The sequence below is a fragment of the Novosphingobium sp. genome, from assembly GCF_965229225.1.
Classification (GTDB): Bacteria; Pseudomonadota; Alphaproteobacteria; order Sphingomonadales; family Sphingomonadaceae; genus Novosphingobium.
Genome location: NZ_OZ245867.1, coordinates 3,516,900 through 3,536,653, shown reverse-complemented (window position 1 = coordinate 3,536,653; position 19,754 = coordinate 3,516,900). Strand labels below are relative to the sequence as shown.

Below are 19,754 nucleotides of genomic sequence, written 5' to 3'. Positions count from 1 at the left end.
CGACGGGTGGATATTGGCGGCGTTCACTCATGGATGCGCGAAAGCAGTTCGATCAGTTGGCGCACTTCCTTGTCGGTGAAGCGGCTCTTCACCCAGGCCTCGTGCTCGCCGATCGCATGCTTGGCGCGGGCGAGCATGGCCTTGCCCGGTTCTTCGAGGAACAGCGCCTGCTTGCGGCCGTCCTTGTCAGACCGGTCGCGGCGCAGGAAGTGCTTGGCCTGCAAGCGGTTGATGATCGCCATGGTCGTCGCGCGGTCCATGCGCAGGCGCTGCGCGAGATCGGTTTGCGCGATGCCCGGGTGGTCATCGACCAGCCACAGCACCGAGACCTGTTTCTGCGTGAGATCGAGATCGGTAAACGTCTCGGTGAAGTGGCGCAAGCAGGCCCCATGCGCGAGGCGGATGTGGAAACCCAGAATGTCCTTGATCGCGCCGATATCGGCTTCGCCCTCAGGTGGCGGCGGTGCAGTCACCGCATCGGCAAACTTGTCCTTGATCAATGCCGCATCCCCATCAGCGCCCTTAGTTGCGCCTTGCCTATTCGTTAGCAACACTTACAATCGAACCCCAAGCAAAAACGTGAGAGGAGGACCCCGTGGCCCATTTCCCCAACAGTCCGAGCTTCACCGGGTTCAACACCCCCTCGCGGATCGAGGCAGACATCGCCAACCTCGCGCACGAAGGCACGATCCCCAAAGAGCTAAACGGCGCGTTCTTCCGCGTCCAGCCCGACCCGCAATTTCCCCCGCGATTGGAGGACGATATCGCCTTCAACGGCGATGGCATGATCACCCGCTTCCACATCCACGATGGCCAGGTCGATTTCTGCCAGCGCTGGGCCAAGACCGACAAGTGGAAGCTGGAAAACGCAGCCGGCAAGAGCCTGTTCGGCGCCTACCGCAATCCGCTGACCGATGACGAGGCCGTGAAGGGCGAAATCCGCGGCACGGCGAACACCAACGCCTTCGTCTTCGGCGGCAAGCTCTGGGCGCTGAAGGAAGACAGCCCCGGCCTCGTGATGGATCCAGCTACGCTGGAAACCCATGGCTACGAGAAGTTCGGCGGCAGGATGACCGGGCAGACCTTCACCGCGCACCCCAAGATCGATCCGAAGACCGGCAACATGGTCGCCATCGGCTATGCAGCAGGCGGCCTTTGCACCGACGACGTGACCTATATGGAAGTCAGCCCCGAGGGCGATCTCATCCGCGAGGTGTGGTTCAAGGCACCTTACTACTGCATGATGCACGATTTCGGGATCACCGAGGATTACCTCGTGCTCCACATCGTCCCCTCGATCGGCAGCTGGGAGCGGCTCGAAAAGGGGATGCCACACTTCGGTTTCGACACGACGATGCCCGTGTATCTCGGGATCATCCCCCGCCGCGACGGGGTGACCCAAGCAGACATCCGCTGGTTCAAGCGCGACAACTGCTTTGCCTCCCACGTGCTCAATGCCTGGCAGGAAGGCACCAAGGTCCACTTCGTGACCTGTGAAGCGAAGAACAACATGTTCCCGTTCTTCCCGGACGTACACGGCGCGCCGTTCAACGGGATGGAGGCGATGAGCTATCCCACCGACTGGGTGGTCGATCTGGCGTCTAACGGCGAGGATTTCGCCGAAATCAACAAGCTCTCGGATTCGATGGGCGAGTTCCCGCGCATCGACGACCGCTTTACCGGACAGAAGACGCGCCACGGCTGGTTCCTCGAAATGGACATGCGCCGCCCGGTCGAACTCAAGGGCGGCAGCGCCGGCGGGCTCATCATGAACTGCCTGTTCCACAAGGACCTCGAAACCGGCGCGGAACAGCACTGGTGGTGCGGCCCCGTCTCCAGCTTGCAGGAACCCTGCTTCGTCCCCCGCAACAAGACCGCGCCCGAAGGGGATGGCTGGATCCTTCAGGTCTGCAACCGGCTGGAGGAACACCGCAGCGACCTGCTGATCTTCGATGCGCTGGACATTGCCAAAGGCCCCGTCGCCACGGTGCAGATCCCCATCCGCCTGCGCTTCGGCCTGCATGGCAATTGGGCAAATTCGGACGAAATCGGGCTCGCCGCCTGAAACCCCTTCCCGCCCTCTCCGGTTATTGCTATTTAGCATAACAATAACCGGAGAGGGAGAATCTGATGTCGATCCGCCTGTGGCATGCCGTTCTGGCAGCAAGTGTTGCCTTGGCCCCTATGGCCGCTTCCGCGCAGACGGCACCGGCAGGCCCCTCCGCGGCTGTCATCTCCATGCGCGAGCAGTGGCTCAATCCGGCGATCAACAGCTTCACCTTCCGCGATACGAACAAAGTCTTCGAAAGCCGCGATGTGCCGCGCTCCGGCCCGGTTGCGCCGCTCGCCACCGGCGCACCGCTCGCCATGCCGCAGCACCAATCGGGCGGGCAGCCGATGCCCTATGCCGCCTGGGCCGATCGCACTTTCACCAACGCTCTGCTGGTGATGAAGGACGGCAAGATCGTTTTCGAGGACTACCGCAACAAGTCGGACGCCACCACGCACTTCATCTCGTTCTCGATGGCCAAGACCATCACCGCGCTGCTGATCGGCATCGCGCTCGATGAACACAAGATCCGCTCGCTGGATGACAAGGCGGGCGATTACGTGCCCGAACTCAAGGCGGGTGGCTATGGCGATGCCACGATCCGCCAGATCCTGCAGATGCGCTCGGGCGTCGACTACGAAGAACGCTACGATTTCGGCGCGAACCCCAGCCTCGCCGCGACGATCCACATGAAGGCGATCGTGCGCAACCAGATGCGCTTTGCCGATCCCGCCGTGACCATCGGCAAGAAGACGGCGCCCGGCAGCACGTTCAACTATGCCACGCTCGATACCGCCGTGCTCGGCTGGATCCTCGAGCGCGCGACTGGCGAGAAGCTGGAAACCTATACCGCCAGCCGCCTCTGGGGTCCGCTCGGCGCTGAAGCGGGCGCGTTCTGGATGGCCGATGGCCCGCCGGGCAACGGCCGCGCGCTCAATGGCATGGGCTACAACGCGGTGCTGCGCGATTTTGGCCGGATCGGGCAGATGATGCTCGATGACGGCAAGGCGAATGGCAGGCAGGTGATCCCCGCCGGGTGGGTCGGCCAGATGACCACGATGATCCCGTTCGCTGCAGACTATGCCAAGAAGGCCGAGTTCAAGGGCTATGGCTTCCAGACCTGGCAGGTTGACGGCGAACCCGGTGCCTACAGCGCGGTCGGCCTCGCGGGCCAGTTCATCTACGTCCACCCCAAGACGCGCACGGTGATCGTAAAGCTGAGCTACAATCCGCCGGTCGAACCGGAATGGCTGACCCCGGAGGTGTTGGACTACTTCCACGCCATCGTGCGCACGCCTGCAGCCAAATGATCAAGCCCGATCTCGAATTCGTCTACGAAGCGACCGGCGATCTCGAACCGCCCATCCCCATCGGCACGACGTATGACGGCACGCGGCGGATCATTCCCATCGTGGGCGGCGGGCAGGTGGAAGGCCCGCGCATCAAGGGCAGGCTGATCGGCAACGCGGCAGACTGGCAGCTTACCCGCCACGACGGCGTGACGGTCGCCGATGCGATCTATGCGCTCGAAACCGATGACGGTGTGGTGATCCAGATCCGCAATCGCGGCCTGCGCCATGGCCCGCCCGAGGTCATGGCCCGGCTCGCGGCAGGCGAGGAGGTGGACCCGTCCGCCTACTACTTCCGCACCGTGCCCGAATTCATCGCCCCCGAAGGCCCCTACGACTGGATGAACCGCTCCATTTTCATCTGCTCCGGCGCGCGCTATCCCTTGGGGATAAAGCTGTGGGTATGGCGGGTATTGTAAGCCGCCTGCCGCGCCCCGAAAGGATAACACCGTGGCCCGTGCCGACCGCCTCGAACGCCTCGACCGCCGCCGCGAGGGGCTGGAGGCTGACTACCGCGAAGCGCTGATCACCGCGCTCAAGGTGACCGCTGCGGGGAGCTGGGGCTTGTTCGACCACCGCCAGGACCGCCACGACCGCGCCCGCGCCGCGCCTGCGGTCGCCGAACTGGAGACGCTGGCCGAAGAGATCGCCGAATTGCGTGAGCAGCTGATGCTGGACGAACCCTTCACGCTGCACCAGCAGTTCCTCGCCGCACGGGGACCGGTACGCGCGCAGGCAGTGGGTGAGCCGAAACAGGCCCGCGCCTGGCTGGAGCGTCTGGCGGCCGAAGCCGAACCGGAGTAGAGCCGCGGCGCAATTCTGCTGCTGAACCAAAGGCACATGCATGGCCCGCAAGCATTCCAAAGGCGGTTGGCGAGACGACGAGGACGAGGCACCCGAGGCCGCGCCCCCACCGCCGTGCTGGCTCTGCGGCCGCCCCTGCGGCTCCACCATCGTCTGGCATCACCCCGTGCCCAAAAGCCGCGGCGGGCGTGAGACCGTGCCGATGCACGCGATCTGCCAGAACACGCTGATCACCAACTTCACCAATTCCGAACTGCAGCGCGCCGGGATGGACGTGGACCAGCTCCTCGCCAACCCGGCAGTGCGCAAGTTCGTCGATTGGGTGGCCAACAAGGACCCTGATTTCAGCGCGGGGACGGCGAAGAAGGGGCGGTAGCCTACCCCGCCGCCCGCGCCAGAAGGCCCTGTTCGTCTCGCTCTGCACGCCGCGCGATCAGCACCATCAGCACCGCGATCGGCACGGCCACCCAGTTGATGCTCAGCATGGCGAAACGCAGGTTGCCCGTCGCATCGGAGAGCAGCCCCACCACATAAGGCCCGATGCCAAGCCCCAGGATCGTCATCACCAGCAGATAGAGGCTCGAGGTCAGCCCGCGCATCCGGGGCAGGACTTGCTCGTACATGATCGCATAGAGCGGCGGCATCCAGCCGGTGAGGATGAAGCTGTAGGGCAGGAAGCGCCAGAAGAAGGTTTCCGAATCGGGCGAAGTATAGACCCAGAGCGACATCAGCGGCGAAACCGTCATCGCGAACAGCGCTACGCCCGCGCGGCCCGATCCCGGCCAGCGCTTTTGCAGCCAGTCAGACAGCGGCCCCCACAGCAGCGGCCCGACAATGCCCATGCCTGCCGAAAGCAGTCCGAACTTCAGCGCCGTCTCGCCCAGCGAGAGGTGGTAGGTGCGGATCAGGAAGGTGGGGTTGAACGCCATCATGCCGTAGTTAAGCACCGATTGCAGCGTGCCCACGGCCATGCACATCATCACCGTCGGCGATCCGCGGATCACCCGGCTGGCCTGCGGGTCGGAGAGGCTCACGCTCTGTACGAGGTTGACGATCACGACGAGACCAAAGCCGATCACCGCCCACTGCAGCGCGTGGGGATTGATGGCCATGCTGCCGAACACCAGCGGCGGCCGGGGCGAAATCGCGGTACTTGCGACGATCAGCATGACCATGACCGCGGCGATCACGCCCATCAGCACGAGGTTGCGCGCGATCATCGCCGGGGCGGCGCGGCGCGCGCGCATCACGATGAGGTGGAAGCCCGGCGTCACTGCACCGAGCATTTCGAGGCTGGCGGCAAACGGGCGCGGATCGGGCGGAGTCGCGATGCCGTCCATCGCCCCGCGCTCCGGCTCGCGCAAGGTCCACAGGAACGCCGCGAGGACGAAACCGGGCGCGGCGGCGACGAGGAAGGCAAACTGCCAGCCGCGCAGCGCCGCACCGGGATGCGCAACATCCCACCAGTTCGCCGCAAGCCCCCCGAGGATCAGCGACCCGCCCAGCCCCAGCGCGATCGCCGAAGCCATGACCGCCATCACGAACCCGCGCTGCTGGCGCGGCCAATAATCATACAGCAGCGAAGTGCCAGCAGGCGAGGTCGCTGCTTCGCCGATGCCCACGCCCAGCCGCGAGAGCGCAAGCATGGCAAAGCTGGTCGTCAGCCCCGCAAGGCCGGTGGCGGCAGACCAGAACAGCAGGCTGATCGCCAGCAGCCGCGTGCGCACCCAGCCATCGGCCAGCCGCCCCACCGGCAGCGAAAACAGCGCGTAGAACAGCGCGAAGACCGTGCCGTAAAGCAGCCCCATCTCGGCATCGCCGACGCCGAGGTCCTTCTTGATCGCGGGCGCGAGGATCGCAAGGATCTGCCGGTCGAGCAGGCTCATCGCCTGGGTCAACGCGAGCAGGACGAGCGCATAACGCCCGCCTTTGGCAACCACCGTCGGCAGGCTGGGCGCGGTCAAGCGAGGGCCGCCGCGATCGTATCGGCGATCGGCGTCGTCGGCCGCCCGATCAGGCGCGAAAGCGTGTGGCTGTCGTCAAACAACGCGCCCTGGCTCGAGGCGTAGCTCGAATTGGCCAGCATCGCGGCGAGCCAGCCGGGCAAGCCCACGCCTTCAAGCGCGGCGGCATAATCCGCCTGGCTCATATCGACATAGGCGACCGGCTTCCCGGCGATTCGCGCAACATGCGCGGCAAAGTCCGCCATGGTGAAGGCTTCGTCGCCCGCCAGTTCGTAGACATCGCCCGCAGCGCCATCCACGAGCGCGGCGACTGCCGCCGCCGCATAGTCTGCGCGGCTGGCCGAGCAGATCCGCCCCGCGCCTGCCGCCCCGATGATCGCACCATGCTCGATCGAGGGGCCGAGCGCGCCGGTATAGTTCTCGTTGTACCAGCCGTTGCGCAGCAGCATGTACGGCAGCCCGCTCGCCGCCAGCGCCGCTTCGGTCTCGCGGTGTTCCTCGGCAAGGCCGATGGTCGAGGTGGGCGCGTGAAGGATCGAGGTATAGGCAATCAGGCCCACGCCTGCCGCCTTGGCCGCATCGATCACCGCCTGATGCTGCGGCCCACGCTTGCCCACTTCGTTGGCCGAGATCAGCAGCAACCGCTCCACGCCCGCCAGCGCCGCCGCATCCACCGCATCATAGTCGAACGCACGGACGGAGACGCCGGAAGCTGCCGCCTCCGCCAGCTTGGCCGGCGTGCGCACCAGCGCCACCACCTTGTCCGCGCCGACCTTCTCTACCAGTCCGGCCAGCACCAGTTGCCCAAGCTGCCCCGAAGCACCTGCGATCGCGTACATCTCTGTCTCCTGCGCTCAGAGCTTGAACCAGCGCTCGGCGTTGGTCTGGAAGAACTTCTTCTTTGTTTCCGGGCTCATGTCCATCGCATCCATCGCGCGGACTTCGTCGGCCACATACTGGTAGGGATAGTCCATGGCGTACATCACCCGGTCCTCGCCCACCACCTGCTGGCAGAACTTGATCGCCGGTTCCCACGCCATGCCCGAATTGGTGATCAGCACGTTGGAGCGCATGTATTCGGCGATGGTCTTCTTGAGCGGCTTCATTCGCTCATAGCGCTGCGAGCGCACGCCTGCCTGATGCATGTAGTCCAGCCGGTAGAGCCAATAGGGCAGCGCCTCGCCCATGTGGCCGACCATGATCTGCAGATCGGGATACTTGTCAAAAATGCCGATGGTGATGAGGCGCAGCAGGTGCATCCCCGTCTCCACCCCGAAGCCGAAGATCGCGCCATCGAGCCCGCTCTCCAGCATCGGCCCGATCATGCTGTCCGGCGGTGTCGCCGGATGGATGTAGAGCGGCTGGCCCACATCGCACAGCGCGCGGAAGATCGGATCGAACTTGGGATCATCGAGATATTCGCCCTGCGTGTGGCTGTTGATCTGGATGCCCTTGAAGCCCAGCTCGCTCGCCCCGCGCCGGATTTCCGCCGCCGACCATTCCGGGTCCTGCGGCGCCACCGTGCCCAGCCCGATGAAGCGGTCGGGATACTTCGCGCAGGCCTCAGCCAGCCTGTCGTTCGCCTGCGTCGCGATACGCTTGGCCTCGTCCACATCCAGCATCGGCTGCACGCCCGGCGAGGTCAGCGCGAGGATCGCCTTGTCTATCCCGGTCGCATCCATGTCGGCAATCCGCCGCTCGCCCAGATCGAGCAGCCGCTCCATGATCTGCATCGCGCGTTCGGAGGGGCTGGTCGCGTAGAACCCCCAGAGCGAGACCATGCCTTTGTCTGCCGTGCCATCGCGAATCATGCGCAGGAACACGTCGATCTGTTCCTGCGTGGCAAAGGCTTCCTCGGTGGCAATGCGCAAGTAGCCCTGGGCGCCGCCGGTCTTGAGTTCCTCGGTCATGTCGCTTCCCTATCCCTCGTGGACCGCTTTGGTCACCATGCACGCCAGCACGCCTTCCGGCCCGTCTTCTGCGCCATGGCCAGACCAGCGCACACCGCCGAAGGGCGAATCCGCGCCGGCGATCATGTTGGTGTTGATGCCCACCATCCCCGCCTCGATCTCGCGCGCCAGCCGCTGCTGGCGCTTGCCGTCCTGCGTCCAGGCGAATGCCGCAAGGCCATAGGGCAGCCGGTTCGCCTCCGCGATCATCGCCTCCTCGCCCGCATAGGCATTGATCAGCGCGACGGGGCCGAACGGCTCCTCGTTCATGATCAGCGCGTCCAGCGGAATGTCGGAGAGCACCGAAGGCGCATAGAAGAACCCGGCATTGCCGACACGCTCGCCGCCGGTATGCAGCCGCGCGCCGCGCGAGACGGCATCGCCGATCAGCCGGTCCATCGCCTCGGGCCGACGCGGGTTGGCCATCGGGCCCATGCGGGTCGCATCATCGAGACCATTGCCGACCACAATCGCTTTCGCCCGCTCCGCAAAAGCATTGCGGAACCGATCGTAGGCGCTTTCCTCCACAATGAACCGCGTCGGGCTCACGCAGACCTGACCTGCATTGCGGTACTTCTGCGTGACGACAGTATCTAGCACGCGGTCCATGTCGGCATCGCCGAACACCAGCACCGGGCCGTGTCCGCCCAGTTCCATCGTCGTGCGCTTCATGTCCTCGGCGGCGAGCTTGGCAAGGTGCTTGCCCACCACCGTCGATCCAGTGAAGCTCAACTTGCGGATGATCGGAGAGCCCAGCAGGTGCCGGCTCACTTCATCGGGCACGCCAAACACCGCTTGCGCCACCTCAGGCGGCAGCCCCGCATCGAGCAGGCACTGCAGCACGCCCAGCGCTGAGGCGGGGGTCTCCTCCGCCGCTTTCAGGATCACCGAACAGCCCGCCGCAATCGGCGCGCCCAGTTTGCGCCCCGGATTGCCGAGCGGGAAGTTCCACGGCGCAAAGGCCGCGACCGGCCCCACCGGCTCGTGCGTCACGGTCGAGCGCATGCCCTCCGGCCGAACCAGTGCGCGGCCATAGATGCGGAACACCTCGCCCGCGTAGAACTGGAACAGCCCCACGTTCATCATGACTTCGATGCGCGATTCGGCCAGCGTCTTGCCCTGCTCCAGCGTGGCAATCCGCGCGAGGTCTTCCTGCCGCTCCAGCAGCAGCCGCGCCGCGCCATTCAGGACGGCAGCGCGCTGCTGCGGAGTCGATTTGCGCCACAGCTTGAAGCCGCGTTGTGCCGCTTCCAGCGCGCGGTCGAGATCGGCGGCATCGGCCAGCGGCAGCTCGCCGATCGTCTCGCCCGTGGCCGGATTGACGACCGCATGGGTGCGCCGTCCCCCGCCGAAGACGCGCTCCCCGGCGATGATCATGTGCAGCGATGGGTATGTGGTCACGCATTACCTCCAGAGGTCACAAGCCAGCAACCAACATCCGTTCGTGTCGAGCGAAGTCGAGACACCAAGCGCCGCGTGTGGTGTCTCGACTTCGCTCGACACGAACGGGAATTGGTGGGTCAGAGTATCAGCCCCGCGCCGTTTCCCGGTCGATATCACCCTGCCAGCGCTGCGCCACGATTTCCTCGCCGGTCACCGGATGCGGCATGTGGAAGGGCACCAGCTTGTGCGTCGGCCAGAGCCAGTGGTCCTCGATCAGCGCGTCCGGCCCGGTCGGGTCGGTGGGATAAGTCACCTTGGGGAACGGCACATATTCGTGCGGCGTGTTGGCCCAGCCATGTTCGAAATCGGCGTGCCACTGCGGCATGTAGTTGAGGATGTGAATGCGCCACAGCCCGTCCACCTTCTTGTAGGTGTTCTCGTAAATGCCGCCTTCCCACCACTGGCGCGCTTTGAGGTGGGGGGCATCGCCTTCATAGTCCTTGTGGCGCCCGGCTTGCATCATCGAACGCGCGCGGGCGAGCGCGGTGACGCCGTCCGCCTGCACATGGATGATGTCCTGAAGCTGCGGGTGATCAAGCAGGAACCCGTCGATCGGCCCGTTGTTGCCATAAGTGAAGCGCTTCTGGAACCGCTCGCAATAGAGCCGCTTGACGCCCTCCTTGCCCTTCCAGATCCCGCCGAAGAAGCGCACTTCGCCGTCATCGGTGAACAGGTCCGCCGTCTCCAGATAAAGGCACTTGTCGATCAGGTAGCCGTAGAGGTGCTGCAGCTTGCGGATATCGAGCTCGTCCTCGCGCACGGTGAGGCGGCGCTCCAGCTCGGCCAGCTTGCCTTCCAGCGCGGCGATACGGTCTTCGGACATCCAGAGTCTCCCAATTAGTTTGTATACCTAACAATCGCGGCGAGGCGCTGCGCTGTCAACGGCGCAGTTCAGATCCCGGCGAGCTCCAGCCGCTCCACTTCCTCTCGATAAGGTTTGATCGCCCGGATCATCAGCAGCGTGGCAAGCGGCAGCAGCGTGCCTGCGGTGATCAGCAGCGCCTTCCACAGCTGGTGCGGATCGCCGATCACCACATCCTGCACACGGCCCACCACAAAGCTGCCCATCGCGCCGAAGAAGGTGAACATGAACAGATAGATCGCGGTCACCTGCCCGCGCATGGCATTGGGCGCCACACGCTGGACGGCGGCGTTCTGCGGCACGGCTCCCGCCATGCCGAACATGCCCGAGATGCCGAACAGGATCATTGAAGCCCAGGGCGTCGGCATCAGGATCGCGGCAATCGTGCTCACGGTCGTACCGGCAAAGCAGATCGCCGCCGCGCGTACGTTCGCGTCCTTGTGCCGCTTTGCCAGCCATTCGACCATCACGCTGCCCAGCAGCAGGCCCGCCAGCGATCCCGCCAGCACCGTCACGCTCAGCGCCGCTCCGATCTGCGCTTCGTCCCAGCCGAAGGTGCGCACCATGAATGGTACGCGCCAGAACTGCAGGCCAAACACCTCGACCGCGCTCAGCGCCAGCGCACCGAACAGCGGATAGTATACGCGCGGCTTGGCATTGATGGCGCGCAGCGCATCGAGGCCCATGAAAGTCAGCACGCGCCGCCCGAACCCGGCATCCACCGGCACTTGCGGCGCATCGGGTGCGGGGGCGAGCCGCGCGGGTTCCTTCACAGTCAGGAACAGCAGCCCCACGAGCAGGCCCGGCAGCCCCATCACGATGAGGATCCACTGCCAGCCGCGGATCGTCAGCGGTCCCAACGTGGTCGGCGCCCAGCCCGCGCTCATCACCACCAGTGCCCCGCCGATCAGCGGTCCCAGCACCGTCCCGCCGATGAAACCGAACTGCAGCAGCGCGAAGGCGCGGGTCAGCTTCTTGGGCGGAAAGGCATCGGCAAGCAGCGAGTACGACGAGGGCGCATGGGCCGATCCGCCCGCGGCCAGAAACACCCGGCTGCCCACGAACTGCGTAAAGCTCTGCGCAAGTCCGCCGAGCGAAATGATAAGGCCGACCACCGCAGCCCCGCCCGCCAGCACATACTTACGCGGGTAGATATCGGCGAGCCGCGCGAGCGGGATGCCGACGAAGAGATAGCAGATGATGCTCGCCGGACCCGCGAGGAAGCCCAGTTGCGAATCGGTCAGGCCGAAATCGTGCTTGATCCGCTCGGCCAACATGCCGAACGTTACCGCATCGAAGAAGGTCAGGAAGGTCGCCAGCACGATCACCGTGAGCGCCCAGTAAGCCGCCCCGGTGGAGGGCCATTCACGCTCCCTCGCCCCGCTTGCCGCCGCTTCCGGATCGGTCACAACCGTCGGACCCGCCATCGTCATTCCTCTCGCCCGGCAGCCCCGCGCCTGAATCGCCGGAGCCTTTTTCGTCTCGAACAATTGTTAGTCTTGCATACAATCTCGGCGTGGTGAATAGAAAAGGCAATCTAACAATCGGTGGAGTCACGAAAGGCTCTGCCACCCCCAGGAGAGCGATCATGCAGAACCTCCCCGGCAAGACAGCCTTCATCACCGGCGGCGCCAGCGGCATCGGCCTCGGCATCGCCAAGGCGCTGCTCGGCGCCGGCATGAACGTGGTGATCGCCGATATCCGCGACGACCACCTCGCCGCCGCCGAAGCCGAACTCGCAGGCGGCGAACGCGTGCTGCCGCTGAAGCTCGACGTGACCGACCGCGCCGCCTTTGCCGCCGCTGCTGACGCTGCCGAAGCGACCTTCGGCAAGATTCATATCCTCTGCAACAACGCCGGCGTTGCCGTGGTCGGCCCGACCGAGCTTGCGACCTTCGCCGATTGGGACTGGGTCATGGGCGTGAATGTGGGCGGCACGATCAACGGCATCGTCACGATCCTGCCGCGCATTCTGGCGCACGGCGAAGGCGGACACATCGTCGCCACCGCCTCGATGTCCGCGCTCGTGCCCGTTGGCGGCACGACGATCTATTCCTCGGGCAAGGCCGCCGTCACTTCGATGATGGAATGCATGCGCCCCGAACTCGAGCCGCGCGGTGTGATCTGCTCGGCATTCTGCCCGGGCGCCGTGCAATCAAACATCGCCGACGCGGGCAAGACCCGCCCCACCGATCTGGCCGAAACCGGCTATGCGGAAGCTGACAAGCGCCGCGCCTCCGGCGGCAACTTCATGCACCTCTACCAGACCAAGGAAGAAGTGGGGCAGCGCGTGCTGCAGGGCATCCTCAACGACGAACTCTACATCCTCACCCACAGCGAATTCCTCACCGGCGTGCGCGAGCGCGGAGAGGCAACCACGGCTGCCGTGCAGACGCACCTCCCCGAGAATGCCGAATACAAGCAGACGTTCGCGATGCTGTTCCGCAATCCGGCGATCACCGCCGAGATCGCCCGGCAGGATGCGCTGAAAACCAAGCGTGCAGGAGACGCCGCATGAAAGACTTCGCAGGCCGAACCGCCTTCGTCACCGGCGGCGCCAACGGCGTCGGCATAGGGCTCGTCCGGCAACTTCTCCATGAAGGCTGCAAGGTCGCCATCGCCGATATCCGGCAGGATTCGATCGACAAGGCCCTCGCCAGCCTCGACAACCGCGAGGTCATGGGCGTCCAGCTCGATGTCGCCAGCCGCGATGGCTTCAAGGCGGCGGCGGACGAGGTCGAAGCAAAGTTCGGCCCCGTCTCGATCCTGTGCAACAACGCGGGCGTCAACCTGTTCCAGCCGATCGAGGAAAGTTCCTACGACGATTGGGACTGGCTGATGGGCGTCAACCTCCACGGCGTGATCAACGGAGTGATGACCTTCGTGCCGCGCATGGTCGCACGCGTGAAGGCTGGCGAGCAGAAGGGCGGCCACGTGGTCAACACCGCATCGATGGCTGCCTTCCTGGCGGCAGGCACGCCCGGCATCTACAACACCACCAAATTCGCCGTGCGCGGCCTTTCGGAATCGCTGCACTACTCGCTGCTGCAGTATGAGATCGGCGTCTCGGTGCTCTGCCCGGGCCTCGTGAAGAGCTATATCTACGCCAGCGACGATATCCGCCCGGACGAACTCAAGGGCGCGATGAAGCCGGTCAATTCCGAGGCCGTCGAGCGCCTCGCCGGCATCCACGAATTCGGCATGGAGCCCGACGTGATCGGCGCCCGCGTGATCGAGGCGATGAAGGCCAATCGCCTCCACATCTTCAGCCATCCCGATCACAAGGAAGAAATGCGCGAAATCTTCGACGAGATCATCTCGGAATATCAGGACTACCCGAAAGACCCCGGCCACGACCAACGCGTGGCGTTCGAGAAGTTCCGCCGCGATGCCTTTGCGCAGGCCCGCGCCAAATCACGCGCGGCGGACTTCTAGAAGCTGATGCCTTAACGCTTATTTTTCCGTCGCCCCGTGCTCGACACGGGGCCGGGCTGTTCTTCTGGCGCAGCGTCGACAAGAAAAGCCAAGGCCCGTGTCAAGCACGGGTCGACGGACTCATTTGCTGATAGCTCGGTCCAAGCCTCAGGCGCAGCCGAGCAGGATCTGCAAGGTCTGTTCGGGCTGGTCGCCCATCACATCGTGGCTGGCCTTGGCCTCGTGATATTCCCAGCCCTTCTCGCTGGTCACGCGCGCCACGAACTTGCGGAACGGCGTCGGCTCCCAGGCATTGGCGAACACATAGATGCGCCGGCCGACCTTGGCTTCTTCACCGGTAAACTTCACCGCTTCCAGCAGCGTCAGCAACGGATGCGGCGAAAGCCCCGGATGCTCCAGCCCCGGTAGCGGCGCGACGGCTGCGGGCGTGAACTTCTGGCTGCCGATGTAGTGGTTGTGCTCGAAGTCGCCGGTCAGATCCCACAGCGATTGCCCGTCCTGCGGCAGGAAGGCATCGAGATAGACCAGCGCCGTGATCCGCGCGCCCAGCCGTGTCGCCACGCCTGTCACGATCATCCCGCCATAGGAATGGCCGACCAGCACGAACCTGTCGAACCCAGCAGAGGCGATCTGGTTGCAAACGTCATCGATATGCGTCGTCAGCGTGATGCCCGGATGGAACTCGCCCCTGCGCGTGCCCAGCCCGGCCAGTTGCGCCAGCACCACGCGGTGCCCTGCAGCACGCAGTTCGCGGGCCAGCCGGTCATAGCCCCAGCTGCCGCCCCACGCGCCGTGGACGAGTACATAGTCGGTCATGCCGAAATCCCGTGCTTGGCGTTGTAGGCATGCACCCACTCCAGCGTCTTTACCATGCCGCCAAAGGGATAGAAATGCAGCCGCACGCGGCCGTGCTGCGGCCCCAGCCCCTTGGCAAAGGCATCGACCAGCTTGTCCGGCCCGGCGCTGCCCAGCAGGTTGGCCACCGAAATCCCGTACTTCCGCAGCACCGCAGTGGAGGCCCCCACGCCGCAACGGGCGGCAAACGCCAGCAGCCGCTTGATCCCCGCCGGCCCCGGCACACCGATGCGCACCGGCGCATCGATGCCCAGCGCGCGCAGCTTCAGTAGCCAGGCGAGAAATGTGTCCGGATCAAACCCGAACTGCGTCACGATCAGCGGTGCCATCCCGCGCGCCTCGATCTCGGCAACCTTTTTCACCAGCACGTCCCAGCATTGCTGCTCGGTCATGTTGGGGTGCCCTTCGGGGTGGCCGCCGATGCCAATGGCCTTGATCCCGCTGCGCTCAAACGCGCCGGTCGCGATCAGCGCCGACGTATCGAAATAGGGCCCCACCGGCTCGGGCGGATCGCCCGCCACGATGAACGCACGGCTCACGCCCGCCTGCTCGACCACCGCCTTGAGATAGCCCTCGAAGTCATCCTCCGAAGTGATCCGCCGCGCGGAGAAATGCGGCATCGGCTCGAAGCCAAGTTCGCGCACCGCCACCGTCGCCTTGACCCGCGCCGCCACGTCCTCGCCGGGCAGGAAGGTCACGGCAATCGGCGTATCGACCGGGATCAGCGGCGCAGCCTCGCGCAGCGAAGCCTCGTCCTTGGCGGTCATTTCGAGGCTGAAGCCGTCGGTCACGCCGAGCGGCGGCTTGTCCCAGTTGGGATGGATCAGTGCTGCGGCCATAAGCTGCGTTCCTCAAATCACGCGAACCTGCCCCTCCCTCCTGAGCCTGTCGAAGGATCGGGGGGAGGTTGGGTGGGGATGCGCGGCGCTTGCAGGAAAGGTCGAACCCCCTCCCCCAACCCCTCCTCTCCGGGAGGGGGGCCAAGAGCCCGCATGCGGTGCTTACCGCCCGGTGCGCCAGCCTTCGGCGTAGTTTTCACGCGCCACGCGGCTATAGGGCACCGAAGAGACGATCGCGCGCACTTCGATCTGCTTGTGCGGCTCGACCGTGGTCTTGCGCGTGCCGCCATCGGGCTCGCCCCAAACCACGCGCACTTCGGTGCCGACCGGGATTTCCGGATCAACCGTCGCAAGCGAAAGCGCCTGCTTCTCGTTGTAGGAATAGCCGGTGAACATCGAGACGCCGACCGTCTTGCCGCCCGCATCGACCACGCGGTCGTAGTTCGACGAGGCATAGTTCGCCAGCGGCACGTCGAAGAACTTGTATTGCTCGCCATCCGGGTTGAACAGCGAAGCGGTGATCTTCGCCATGTCCTCGGGGTTCCACGCCAGCGTCACCTTCTTGCGCTGTGCGGCGGGGTCCAGCTTCTCCAGCGCCTCGCGGCCGTGGAAATCATGGTCGAACTTGACGAACGGGCCGTAACCCAGTTCCCACGGGTTGAGGTAGTAATCCTCGATGCTCTCACCCACGAACGAGCCGCCGATCGAGCCGGTCGCCTCATAGCTGTCGGCACCCAGCCACTCGCGGAAGCCCTTAAGCTTTTCGCCGGTGTAGATCGCGGGCAACGGCGAGGGGATCCAGCCCGATTCCAGCGTGTTCGAAGGATAGGCGCGGCTGCCGCAAGCGATCAGGCCGAACTCCTTGCCTGCTTCCAGAATGGCGGCGCGGATTTCTTCCTGTTCTGCATAAGGGCCCCAGATTTCGAGGCCCGGCGCGCCCGACATGCCGTGGCGCAGCGTGCGCACGGTCTTGCCGGCAATGTTCATGGTGCTCATGTTGAAGAACTTGAGCTGCTCCAGCGGACCGCCGTGCAGCTTCTCGATCACGTTCCACGCCTGCGGACCCTGGATCTGAAAGCGCCATTCCTTGCGGGTCACGGGCTTGCCCATCGGGCGCATCGGAGAGCGGTCGTCGAGCTCGATCTCGACATCATAGCCGCCCGTCGCGCCGTGATAGCGCAGCCAGTTCGAAGCCGGCGCGCGGCCGACGTAGGTGAAGCTTTCCTCTTCTTCCCAGAAGATGATGCCATCGCCGATCACGTGGCCATAAGGCGTCGTCGGCACATATTGCTTGGCCTTGTTGACCGACCAGCCCTTCGAGCTGTTGATCATCGTGTCCGACAGCAGCTTCGCCGCATCCTTGCCGCGGATATAGAGATTCACCATGTGGTGCGACTGGTCGAACAGCACCGCACTGTGCTGCCATGCCCACTGCTCGCTGCGCCAGTTGGAAAACTCCGGCGCCACCACCGGGTAGACATAGGCACCAAGCTGCGAGTTGCGCAGCATTTCAACGATGTTGGACTGGCCCTGGAGGACCTCTTCGAGGTTGGCTGCCACGTTATCTCTCCCGATGAAAAAAATGGCTGGTTGAAATTTGTATGCAACACATACAATATCAGGGCAGATTCGCAATGCCAAATTGTGCAGCCCCCATGAGAAGGGAATGCACGGCTGGCAGCCAACGCCCGCACGCTCTATGGGGCCTGCGGCTCTAGGGAGAGATTGAATGACTGCACCAGTGATCCTGACGCTTTCGTGCGAGGACAAGCCCGGAATCGTCGCCCGGGTTACCGGCAACCTCTATGAGGCCGGCGCCAATATCCTTGAGGCGCAGCAGTTCGACGATACCGAAAGCGGCCGTTTTTTCATGCGCGTCGTGCTCGATCCGGGCTCGGGCGATCAGGAAACGCTGCGCAGCGCCTTCGCGCCGGTGGCGCAGCAGTTCGGCATGGAATGGACGATGCGCGATAGCTCGAAGAAGCGCCGCACCGTGCTCATGGTCAGCAAGTTCGATCACTGCCTCGGCGATCTGCTCTACCGCACCCGCATCGGCGAGCTGCCGATGGATGTCGTCGCGATCATCGGTAACCACCCCAAGGAAGCGCTCAACATCACGCTGCTGGGCGATGTGCCCTATCACCACCTGCCGATCACAAAGGACACCAAGCCGCAGCAGGAAGCGCAGGTTAAGGCGATTGTGAACGAAACCGGCGCCGAACTCGTCGTCCTCGCGCGCTACATGCAGATCCTGTCGGACGACATGGCCTCGTTCCTCAACGGCCGCTGCATCAATATCCACCACTCGTTCCTGCCGAGCTTCAAGGGCGCCAAGCCTTATCACCAGGCCCACGCGCGCGGCGTGAAGATGATCGGCGCGACCGGCCATTACGTTACGACCGACCTCGATGAAGGCCCGATCATCCACCAGGACGTGACGACCGTGACCCACGCCGACACGCCCGAAGATCTCGTCCGCAAGGGCCGCGATGTGGAGCGCCGCGTGCTGGCCGAAGCGGTGCGCCTCCACCTAGAAGACCGCGCGCTGCTCAACGGCACCAAGACGGTCGTGTTCCGCAGCTGAAATCCCTTGCTCTCTCCCCGTCAGGGGAGAGATACGAAGGCTTGCGAGCTTGCTCGCTAGCCGAAGTTGAGAGGGGCAAAGGCGCCGCGCAATCTCCCCTCTCCCAACCCTCTCTCCTCAAGGGGAGAGGGCTTTAAACGAGGGAGCAGGCAATGCAGGTCAACTGGCTCGATCACGTCAACGTGATCACCGACAAGCTCGATGAAACCGCCGAGTTCTACAAGGCGCTGCTCAACCTCGAACGCCGCAACGCGCCCCCGCCGCTGACGCCCGATAGCGCGCAGTGGATGTACGATGCCGGCGGCAAGGCGATCGTCCACATCAACTCGGTCGATTGCCCCCGCGCGTTCGACCGCCACGTCGAACCCGGCGCGCTGACCGGCGCCGTCCACCACGTCGCGCTCAATTGCTCGGGCTACGAGGAACTTATGGAGCGCGTCGGCGCGCTCGGCACGCCCTTCCAGCTCAACACCGTGGATGCCATCGGCCTGCGCCAGATTTTCGTGAGCGATCCCAACAACGTGCTGCTGGAACTCAATTTCTTCGGGGATTGAGCGAGCGGTTGTACGCTCTGGATTCCCGCCTTCGCGGGAATGACGAACGTTTGGGGGCTGAAACTCGTTTCGTCATTCCCGCGAAGGCGGGAATCCAGAGCGACCAGACCAAAACCCCCTTCACCCCGGACTTGATCCGGGGCCCCGCTTCCTCCCGCAACCCTACTCCGGCCGCTCCCCCGCCATCGTCGTGCGGTACATCTCGCGCCGGAACCCGTCATAGTCATTCGGCGCCAGATGCAGCGCCGCGCGGTTGTCCCACATGGCGATCATGCCGGGCTCCCAGCGCAAGCGGCAGGTGAAGCCCGCCTGCGTGATATGCCGCGTCAGCATGTCGAGGATCGGGCGGCTTTCCGCCTCGGTCATCCCCTCGATCCCCACGGCGTACACTTCGTCGACATAAAGCGAGGGCAGCCCGGTAAACGGATGCGTGCGCACCAGCGGGTGGAAATTGCCGTTGAGCGCAGAGGAGCGCCGGTCGTCATTGGCAAAGGCCATCGGCTTGCCGCTGATCCGCTCCTGCGTCGCCACATTCGCCTCGGCCGACATATGCACCTTCAGCGGGCGCAGCATCGCCTGCATCGCAGGGCTCAGCATCCGCCAGGCGAGCTGCGTATCGGTCCAGGTCGTGTCACCCCCATAGGGCGGCACTTGAATGGCGCGCAGGATCGTGACCGAAGGCGGCTCATCCAGAAACGGCGAATCGGTGTGCCAGCCGCTGCCGAACAGCGCCTTGGTCTTGGTGTCCGCTTCCTTGATCAGCGGATGGACATTGCGGTGCCCCTCCACCCCTTGTGTGTAGGCATCGACCGCAAACGGCCCGAACCGCGCCGAAAACGCTTCGTGCTCGGAATGCGTGAGGTGTTGATCGCGCAGAAACACCATCTTGTGCCGCCACAGCGCGTTGCGGATTTCGTCGAAGGCCTCGGGCGCAAGAGTCTCTCCCAGCCGCACCCCGGTGATTTCGGCGCCCATCGCGGCGGTCAGCGGATGCGCGGTGATGTGCTTGTAATCCCGCGCCGCATTGTCAAAATCGCCCTGCGGGCTCAGCCTCACTTCGCGCATC

20 protein-coding genes are annotated in these 19,754 nt (G+C 64.6%); 9 read left to right on the top strand and 11 right to left on the bottom strand.

Annotated features, from left to right (window positions below):
* Positions 1–23 precede the first annotated feature (23 nt).
* Complete coding sequence (locus tag ACO06X_RS16640; RefSeq protein ID WP_298173149.1) at positions 24–500, bottom strand: MarR family winged helix-turn-helix transcriptional regulator; 477 nt, start codon at positions 498–500, stop codon at positions 24–26.
* Between the two features lie 95 nt (positions 501–595).
* Between ACO06X_RS16640 and ACO06X_RS16635 the strand changes: the two genes are divergently transcribed.
* The 5 genes from ACO06X_RS16635 (at position 596) to ACO06X_RS16615 (ending at position 4,579) form a co-directional block, all read left to right on the top strand.
* On the top strand, positions 596–2,065 hold the full coding sequence (locus tag ACO06X_RS16635) for a carotenoid oxygenase family protein (protein ID WP_421837321.1): 1,470 nt from the start codon (positions 596–598) through the stop codon (positions 2,063–2,065).
* A 65-nt stretch (positions 2,066–2,130) separates the two neighbouring features.
* Positions 2,131–3,360 carry a serine hydrolase domain-containing protein gene (locus ACO06X_RS16630; RefSeq protein WP_421837320.1) on the top strand — a complete coding sequence of 410 codons (1,230 nt, stop codon included), beginning with the start codon at positions 2,131–2,133 and terminating at the stop codon, positions 3,358–3,360.
* On the top strand, positions 3,357–3,818 hold the full coding sequence (locus ACO06X_RS16625) for a DUF3237 domain-containing protein (RefSeq protein ID WP_421837319.1): 462 nt from the start codon (positions 3,357–3,359) through the stop codon (positions 3,816–3,818). The genes ACO06X_RS16630 and ACO06X_RS16625 overlap by 4 nt, the downstream gene beginning before the upstream one ends.
* Positions 3,819–3,849: 31 nt before the next feature.
* Positions 3,850–4,203, top strand: a complete 354-nt coding sequence (locus ACO06X_RS16620) for a hypothetical protein (protein WP_421837318.1) — start codon at positions 3,850–3,852, stop codon at positions 4,201–4,203.
* A 40-nt stretch (positions 4,204–4,243) separates the two neighbouring features.
* Positions 4,244–4,579 (top strand): hypothetical protein, encoded by a 336-nt coding sequence (locus tag ACO06X_RS16615; protein WP_421837317.1) that lies wholly within the window; start codon positions 4,244–4,246, stop codon positions 4,577–4,579.
* A gap of 1 nt (position 4,580) precedes the next feature.
* On the opposite strand, the gene ACO06X_RS16610 is transcribed toward ACO06X_RS16615, so the two are convergent.
* The 6 genes from ACO06X_RS16610 to ACO06X_RS16585 all read right to left on the bottom strand — a co-directional run bounded on the left by ACO06X_RS16610 (position 4,581) and on the right by ACO06X_RS16585 (position 11,848).
* Positions 4,581–6,167, bottom strand: a complete 1,587-nt coding sequence (locus tag ACO06X_RS16610) for an MFS transporter (protein WP_421837316.1) — start codon at positions 6,165–6,167, stop codon at positions 4,581–4,583.
* A complete protein-coding gene (locus ACO06X_RS16605; protein WP_421837315.1) occupies positions 6,164–7,006 on the bottom strand; it encodes an NAD(P)H-binding protein in 843 nt (280 codons plus the stop codon). The genes ACO06X_RS16610 and ACO06X_RS16605 overlap by 4 nt, the downstream gene beginning before the upstream one ends.
* Before the next feature lie 15 nt (positions 7,007–7,021).
* A complete protein-coding gene (locus ACO06X_RS16600) occupies positions 7,022–8,077 on the bottom strand; it encodes an amidohydrolase family protein (protein WP_421837314.1) in 1,056 nt (351 codons plus the stop codon).
* A 9-nt stretch (positions 8,078–8,086) separates the two neighbouring features.
* On the bottom strand, positions 8,087–9,517 hold the full coding sequence (locus ACO06X_RS16595; RefSeq protein ID WP_421837313.1) for an NAD-dependent succinate-semialdehyde dehydrogenase: 1,431 nt from the start codon (positions 9,515–9,517) through the stop codon (positions 8,087–8,089).
* A gap of 127 nt (positions 9,518–9,644) precedes the next feature.
* Positions 9,645–10,382 (bottom strand): nuclear transport factor 2 family protein, encoded by a 738-nt coding sequence (locus tag ACO06X_RS16590; RefSeq protein ID WP_421837312.1) that lies wholly within the window; start codon positions 10,380–10,382, stop codon positions 9,645–9,647.
* A gap of 68 nt (positions 10,383–10,450) precedes the next feature.
* On the bottom strand, positions 10,451–11,848 hold the full coding sequence (locus ACO06X_RS16585) for an MFS transporter (protein ID WP_421837311.1): 1,398 nt from the start codon (positions 11,846–11,848) through the stop codon (positions 10,451–10,453).
* A gap of 161 nt (positions 11,849–12,009) precedes the next feature.
* On the opposite strand from ACO06X_RS16585, the gene ACO06X_RS16580 reads away from it, so the two are divergent.
* Complete coding sequence (locus ACO06X_RS16580) at positions 12,010–12,939, top strand: SDR family NAD(P)-dependent oxidoreductase (RefSeq protein WP_421837310.1); 930 nt, start codon at positions 12,010–12,012, stop codon at positions 12,937–12,939.
* Positions 12,936–13,856, top strand: a complete 921-nt coding sequence (locus tag ACO06X_RS16575) for an SDR family NAD(P)-dependent oxidoreductase (RefSeq protein ID WP_421837309.1) — start codon at positions 12,936–12,938, stop codon at positions 13,854–13,856. Before ACO06X_RS16580 ends, ACO06X_RS16575 begins: the two co-directional genes overlap by 4 nt.
* Positions 13,857–14,003: 147 nt before the next feature.
* Here the strand turns inward: ACO06X_RS16575 and ACO06X_RS16570 are convergent, their stop codons facing one another.
* The 3 genes from ACO06X_RS16570 to ligM form a co-directional block, all read right to left on the bottom strand.
* Positions 14,004–14,672 (bottom strand): alpha/beta fold hydrolase, encoded by a 669-nt coding sequence (locus ACO06X_RS16570; protein WP_421837308.1) that lies wholly within the window; start codon positions 14,670–14,672, stop codon positions 14,004–14,006.
* Positions 14,669–15,550 (bottom strand): methylenetetrahydrofolate reductase, encoded by an 882-nt coding sequence (locus tag ACO06X_RS16565; protein ID WP_421837307.1) that lies wholly within the window; start codon positions 15,548–15,550, stop codon positions 14,669–14,671. Before ACO06X_RS16565 ends, ACO06X_RS16570 begins: the two co-directional genes overlap by 4 nt.
* Before the next feature lie 162 nt (positions 15,551–15,712).
* The gene (gene ligM, locus ACO06X_RS16560; protein ID WP_421837306.1) at positions 15,713–17,110 is read right to left on the bottom strand and encodes a vanillate/3-O-methylgallate O-demethylase; all 1,398 of its coding nucleotides are present in this window, start codon (positions 17,108–17,110) and stop codon (positions 15,713–15,715) included.
* 169 nt (positions 17,111–17,279) lie between these two features.
* Here ligM and purU point away from each other — a divergent pair, with 169 nt between their 5' ends.
* Both purU and ACO06X_RS16550 read left to right on the top strand, forming a co-directional pair.
* Positions 17,280–18,134, top strand: a complete 855-nt coding sequence (purU, locus tag ACO06X_RS16555; protein WP_421837305.1) for a formyltetrahydrofolate deformylase — start codon at positions 17,280–17,282, stop codon at positions 18,132–18,134.
* Positions 18,135–18,286: 152 nt separating this feature from the next.
* Positions 18,287–18,688 (top strand): VOC family protein, encoded by a 402-nt coding sequence (locus ACO06X_RS16550; RefSeq protein WP_421837304.1) that lies wholly within the window; start codon positions 18,287–18,289, stop codon positions 18,686–18,688.
* A gap of 162 nt (positions 18,689–18,850) precedes the next feature.
* On the opposite strand, the gene ACO06X_RS16545 is transcribed toward ACO06X_RS16550, so the two are convergent.
* Positions 18,851–19,753, bottom strand: coding sequence for a TauD/TfdA dioxygenase family protein (locus ACO06X_RS16545; protein ID WP_421837303.1), 903 nt, complete (start codon positions 19,751–19,753; stop codon positions 18,851–18,853).
* Position 19,754 lies beyond the last annotated feature (1 nt).

Excerpts from the sequence above, each read along its gene's own strand:
- ACO06X_RS16630 (WP_421837320.1), top strand. The coding sequence starts at position 2,131 with ATGTCGATCCGCCTGTGGCATGCCGTTCTGGCAGCAAGTGTTGCCTTG.
- ACO06X_RS16625 (WP_421837319.1), top strand. The coding sequence starts at position 3,357 with ATGATCAAGCCCGATCTCGAATTCGTCTACGAAGCGACCGGCGATCTC.
- ACO06X_RS16615 (WP_421837317.1), top strand. The coding sequence starts at position 4,244 with ATGGCCCGCAAGCATTCCAAAGGCGGTTGGCGAGACGACGAGGACGAG.
- ACO06X_RS16605 (WP_421837315.1), bottom strand. The coding sequence starts at position 7,006 with ATGTACGCGATCGCAGGTGCTTCGGGGCAGCTTGGGCAACTGGTGCTG.
- ACO06X_RS16600 (WP_421837314.1), bottom strand. The coding sequence starts at position 8,077 with ATGACCGAGGAACTCAAGACCGGCGGCGCCCAGGGCTACTTGCGCATT.
- ACO06X_RS16590 (WP_421837312.1), bottom strand. The coding sequence starts at position 10,382 with ATGTCCGAAGACCGTATCGCCGCGCTGGAAGGCAAGCTGGCCGAGCTG.
- ACO06X_RS16585 (WP_421837311.1), bottom strand. The coding sequence starts at position 11,848 with ATGGCGGGTCCGACGGTTGTGACCGATCCGGAAGCGGCGGCAAGCGGG.
- ACO06X_RS16580 (WP_421837310.1), top strand. The coding sequence starts at position 12,010 with ATGCAGAACCTCCCCGGCAAGACAGCCTTCATCACCGGCGGCGCCAGC.
- ACO06X_RS16575 (WP_421837309.1), top strand. The coding sequence starts at position 12,936 with ATGAAAGACTTCGCAGGCCGAACCGCCTTCGTCACCGGCGGCGCCAAC.
- ACO06X_RS16570 (WP_421837308.1), bottom strand. The coding sequence starts at position 14,672 with ATGACCGACTATGTACTCGTCCACGGCGCGTGGGGCGGCAGCTGGGGC.
- ACO06X_RS16565 (WP_421837307.1), bottom strand. The coding sequence starts at position 15,550 with ATGGCCGCAGCACTGATCCATCCCAACTGGGACAAGCCGCCGCTCGGC.
- purU (WP_421837305.1), top strand. The coding sequence starts at position 17,280 with ATGACTGCACCAGTGATCCTGACGCTTTCGTGCGAGGACAAGCCCGGA.
- ACO06X_RS16550 (WP_421837304.1), top strand. The coding sequence starts at position 18,287 with ATGCAGGTCAACTGGCTCGATCACGTCAACGTGATCACCGACAAGCTC.
- ACO06X_RS16545 (WP_421837303.1), bottom strand. The coding sequence starts at position 19,753 with ATGCGCGAAGTGAGGCTGAGCCCGCAGGGCGATTTTGACAATGCGGCG.